The organism is Allobosea sp. CER48 (genome assembly GCF_044752385.1).
GTDB lineage: Bacteria > Pseudomonadota > Alphaproteobacteria > Rhizobiales > Beijerinckiaceae > Allobosea.
Window position 1 is genome coordinate 1 of the sequence record NZ_JBIWYK010000233.1, and the last position, 4,947, is coordinate 4,947.

Sequence of the window (4,947 nt, forward strand, 5' to 3'; positions counted from 1 at the left end):
GGATTTCTTCACGAGCCCAACACCTTCGCCCCCAGCATGGCCGGGATGGAGGCATTCCTACAAGGCGGAGGCTGGCCTCCGCTGGCGCGCGGAGAGGCCATCTACGCCGCCGTGAAGAACGTGAATGTCGGCGCCGCCGGCTTCGTCGACACCGCGCGGAAACATGGCTGGGAGATCGTGCCGGCGCTCTGGTGCGCGGCGAGCCCTTCCGCCCATGTCACCACCGAGGCGTTCGAGGCTCTTGCCGACGAACTGGTTGAACGCATCGCCGCGTCCTTGCCGCTGGACGGCGTGTATCTCGACCTGCACGGCGCGATGGTCGCTGAGAACCACGACGACGGCGAAGGCGAGCTCCTGCGCCGCGTGCGCGCTGCCATCGGGCCCGACGTCCCGCTTGTCGCGAGCCTCGACCTGCACGGCAATGTCACGCCGCTGATGATGGCGATGGCCGACGCGCTCGTCGCCTACCGTACCTATCCGCATATTGACATGGCGCTGACCGGCAGCCGCGCAACCGAAGTGCTGGAGCGGCTGATCGAGACCGGAACCCGCCCTGCCAAGGCCTTCCGCCAGGTGCCCTATCTCATCCCCATCGCCTGGCAGGCGACGGGGATGGAGCCCTGCCGTACCATCTATGCCGAGCTCGCGGCGCTCGAAGGCCCCGCCGTTCCGACGCTCTCCTTCCTGCCCGGGTTCCCGGCGGCCGACTTCCCGGATTGCGGTGCGACCGTCCTCGCCTATGGCGCGACGCAGGCCGATGCCGACCGGGCGGCCGATGCCGTCTTCGCCCGCGTCATGGCCAGCGAGGCGGCGTTCAGGGGCCGCGTCTTCTCGCCCGATGACGGCGTGGCGGAGGCGATGCGCCTGGCGCAGACGGCGACGAGGCCCGTCGTCATCTCCGACACGCAGGACAACCCCGGCGCGGGTGGCGATTCCGACACGATGGGCATGGCGCATGCCCTGGTGCGCAGCGGCGCCGCGCGCGCCGCGATCGGCGTGATCGTCGATCCCGCGGCAGCGGCAGCCGCGCATGCGGCCGGCGAAGGCGCAGTGATCCCGCTTTCGCTCGGCGCAAGGTCGGGCATCCCCGGAGACCTGCCGCTCGACGGCGAATTTCTGGTCGAGAAGCTGTCGGACGGCCGCTTCGTCGCTCCCGGCCCGTTCTACGGCGGATCGCGCATGAATCTCGGGCCGAGCGCCTGCCTGCGCGTTGGCGATGTCCGCATTGTCGTCGGTTCACGCAAGGCGCAGATGGCCGACCAGGCGATGTACCGGCAGGTCGGCATAGAGCCAACCGAGCAGGCCATCCTCGTCAACAAGAGCTCGGTGCATTTCCGCGCCGATTTCGAGCCGATCGCCGCGGCGATCCTCGTCTGCGCAGCGCCGGGGCCGATGCCGGTCGATCCCGCCGCCCTGCCCTGGCGCCGGCTGCGGCCGGGCCTGCGGACCTCGCCCCTCGGCCAGCCCTTCGCCTGAACCATACGCCTTCCGGAGTCGCCATGCCCGTCCTGCCGCAGATCCAGTCCTTCACGGACGAACTCGTCGCCATCCGCCGCGACCTCCATGCCCATCCGGAAATCGGCTTCGAGGAGGTCAGGACCTCCAGCATCGTCGCGGAGAAGCTTGCCGCCTGGGGCATCGAGGTCCATCGCGGCATCGGCAGGACCGGCGTGATCGGCATCCTCCACGGCACCGGCGGGCCGGGCCGGCGCATCGGCCTGCGCGCCGACATGGACGCGCTGCCGATCCAGGAGATCACCAACCTGCCCTGGCGCTCCACCGTCGCCGGCAAGATGCATGCCTGCGGCCATGACGGGCAAGCGACCATGCTGCTCGGGGCCGCTCGCTATCTCGCCGAGAACCGCGGCTTCAAGGGCACGGCGGTCTTCGTCTTCCAGCCGGCCGAGGAAGGGCTGGGTGGCGCGCGCAGCATGATCGCCGAGAAGCTGTTCGAGCGTTTCCCCTGCGACGAGATCTACGGGTTGCACAACTCGCCCGATCTCAACCCCGGCCAAATCTCGATCTTCCCCGGACCCGCCATGGCCGGCGCCGATTTCTTCGACATCAAGATCACCGGCCGCGGCAGCCACGGCGCCATGCCGCATATGGGGCGCGACCCCATCGTCGTGGCGATGAGCCTCGCCGCGGCGCTGCAGACCATCGTCAGCCGCAATGCCGACCCGCGCGAGGCCGCCGTGCTCTCGATCACGCAGATCCATGCCGGCTCGGCCTATAACGTCATCCCGGAGGAGGCGGTGCTCGCCGGCACGATCCGCACCTTCTCGCCCGAGACCGGCGCGCTCGTGCGCAGCCGCATGCGCGAGATCGCCGCCGGCACGGCGGCGAGCTTCGGCGTCACCATCGACGTCGACATCCGCAACATCTTCGACGTGCTGGTCAACCACGAGACGCAGACACAGGCCGTCGTCGACGTCGCCGCAGAGATCGTCGGCGCCGAAGGCGTGCTGACCGAAGTCAAGCCGCTGATGGGCAGCGAGGATTTCGCCGACATGCTGCGCGTCGTGCCCGGCGCCTACGCCTGGGTAGGCCATGCCGGCAACGTGCCGGTCCACAACCCGGCCTATGTCCTCGACGACGGCATTCTTCCGGTCGGTGCCAGCCTGCTGGCGCGGCTCGTCGAAACCCGCGCGGTCGCCTGAGGGCCGACGCGATGGATCCCGCTGCGCTGCCGCTCGACGCCGAGGCTCTTCTCGCCGGTCTTCGCCCGTGGATCGAGTGTGAGAGCCCGACCTTCGATCCCGCCGCCGTCAACCGGATGATGGATATTGCGGCGGCGGATACCGCTGCGGCCGGCGCCACCATCGCGCGCATCCCCGGGCCAAAGGGCCTGGGCGACTGCGTGCGCGCCACCTTCCCGCATCCGCGCCAGGGCGAACCCGGCATCCTCGTGATGTCGCATCTCGATACCGTCCACCCGGTCGGCACGCTGGCGCAGCTGCCTTTCCGCCGCGACGGCGCGCGCTGCTACGGCCCGGGCATCCTCGACATGAAGGGCGGCGCCTATGCCGGCATGCGGGCGGTCGGCGCGCTGGCGCAGGCCGGTGTCACGACACCGCTGCCGATCACGGTGCTGTACACCTCGGACGAGGAAATCGGCAGCCCCGGCACGCGCGAGCTGATCATGGAGGAAGCGCGCCGGCACCGATATGTCCTGGTGCCGGAGCCGGGCCAGCCGGGCGACGGCGTCGTCACAGGCCGCTATGCGATCGCCCGCTTCAACCTCTCGGCCGAGGGCCGGCCGAGCCATGCCGGTTCGCGCCTGAAGGACGGGCGCTCGGCGATCAGCATGATGGCCCGGCAGTTGCTCGCGATCGAGGCGATGACCGACGATGACTGCACCTTTTCGGTCGGCGTGATCCAGGGCGGGCAGTGGGTCAATTGCGTGCCGACCTCGTGCCGGGCCGAGGCCCTCAGCATGGCGAAGCGCCAGCAGGATCTCGATCGCGGCGTCGAGCGCATGCTCGCCCTGTCGCATGGCCACGGGGATGCCGGAAGCTTCATCGTCAGCCGCGGCGTCACGCGCCCGGTCTGGGAGCCCGATGCCGGCACGATGGCGCTCTACGAACAGGCCCGCGCCATCGCCGCGGAGCTTGGCTGGGATCTCGGCCATGCCTCCGCCGGCGGCGGCTCGGACGCGAATTTCACGGGCGCGGCCGGAATTCCCTCGCTCGACGGGCTCGGCCTGCTCGGCGCCGGCTATCATACGCTGGAAGAGCATATCGAGATCGACAGCCTGGCGCGACGCACCCGGCTGATCGCCGGCCTGCTTGCCCGGCTGTCGGATTGAGCAGACCTCGTCCATCGCCGAAGGCGATGGCAAGCCGGCAGGAGGGCGAAGAATGGAGCTGAAATGGCTGGAGGACGTTCTGAGCCTGTCGGCGACGCTCAGCTTCTCCCGTTCGGCCCGTGAGCGGAACATCACACAGCCGGCGCTGAGCCGCCGCATCAGGCAGCTCGAGGACAGCCTCGGGGCGCCGTTGTTCGACAGGGCGAGCTACCCGATCCGCCTCACAGAGGAGGGCAAGACCTTCCTGCCGCGGGCCCGGGAAATCCTGAAGCTCGTGCGCTGTGCGCAGCAGGAGATCCGCCAGCAGCACGAGGACGCATCCGCGATCCTGACCTTCGCCACCCTGAACACGCTGTCATTGACCTATTTCCCGGGGCTGGTCCGTCGCTGCGAGGAGCGCCTCGGGCCGCTCACGACGCGGTTCTGCGACCAGCGCTCGTCCTTCGACGGCAATGTCGCGCTGCTGGACCAGGGAGACTGTGATTTCCTGCTGACCTATGCTCACCCCGCCGTGCCGCCGGAGCTGGATCCCGAACGCTTCGTCTATCGGCATCTCGGCTCAGAGCAGGCCATCCCGGTTTCCATCCCGGATGCCCATGGCGGGCCGCTCCACGCCTTCCGTTGCGGCGGCGCGCCGGTTCGGTTGCTGAGCTACGGCAACTGCTCCTTCTTCGCCCGCCGGCTGGCCCTGCTCTTTGCCGACCGGCCGACGCCGCTGGTGACGGTCTACGAAAACCCGATGTCGGTCGGCCTGAAGGCCATGGTCATGGCCGGGCGCGGCGTCGCGTGGATCCCCGAGAGCCTGATCGGGGCTGAGTTGCGCAGCGGCCAGCTCGTGACTGCCGCCGATCCGTCATGGAACCTGGCTGCCGAGATCCGGCTCTATCGCGCCCGACAGCCGAGCCGGCCGGTCGTCGAGCACTTCTGGACGGCTGCGGCGGAAGATAGCCACCCCCTGCCCTTCCAGGACGATTCCTCCATCCCGGCCGGCCGGTTCAACTATGTGCGTGCGCCCGTCATGGCAGGAGACGGCAGGAAGAGCAGATCCGGTGCGGCGTCGATGTCGGCAAGCCGTGCGTAGAGCGCGGCGGCGCCCGGCATGCCCGCGCAGCAATCGCCGAACTTGGCCTCCCGATCGG

Annotated in this window: 4 protein-coding genes; all 4 read left to right on the top strand. The window is 69.5% G+C overall.

Annotation, left to right across the window (positions count from 1 at the left end):
* On the top strand, nucleotides 1–1,476 hold a 1,476-nt coding region (locus ACIPIA_RS10220; protein WP_400509134.1), incomplete at its 5' end, for a M81 family metallopeptidase.
* 23 nt (nucleotides 1,477–1,499) lie between these two features.
* On the top strand, nucleotides 1,500–2,660 hold the full coding sequence (locus tag ACIPIA_RS10225) for a M20 aminoacylase family protein (protein WP_400509136.1): 1,161 nt from the start codon (nucleotides 1,500–1,502) through the stop codon (nucleotides 2,658–2,660).
* Between the two features lie 11 nt (nucleotides 2,661–2,671).
* Nucleotides 2,672–3,808, top strand: a complete 1,137-nt coding sequence (locus tag ACIPIA_RS10230; protein ID WP_400509138.1) for a M20/M25/M40 family metallo-hydrolase — start codon at nucleotides 2,672–2,674, stop codon at nucleotides 3,806–3,808.
* 52 nt (nucleotides 3,809–3,860) lie between these two features.
* Nucleotides 3,861–4,889, top strand: coding sequence for a LysR family transcriptional regulator (locus ACIPIA_RS10235; protein WP_400509140.1), 1,029 nt, complete (start codon nucleotides 3,861–3,863; stop codon nucleotides 4,887–4,889).
* The last annotated feature ends 58 nt before the right edge of the window (nucleotides 4,890–4,947 follow it).

What these genes read in the sequence shown, in the direction of transcription:
- ACIPIA_RS10230 (WP_400509138.1), top strand. Translation starts at nt 2,672, where the DNA reads ATGGATCCCGCTGCGCTGCCGCTCGACGCCGAGGCTCTTCTCGCCGGT.
- ACIPIA_RS10235 (WP_400509140.1), top strand. Translation starts at nt 3,861, where the DNA reads ATGGAGCTGAAATGGCTGGAGGACGTTCTGAGCCTGTCGGCGACGCTC.
- ACIPIA_RS10225 (WP_400509136.1), top strand. Translation starts at nt 1,500, where the DNA reads ATGCCCGTCCTGCCGCAGATCCAGTCCTTCACGGACGAACTCGTCGCC.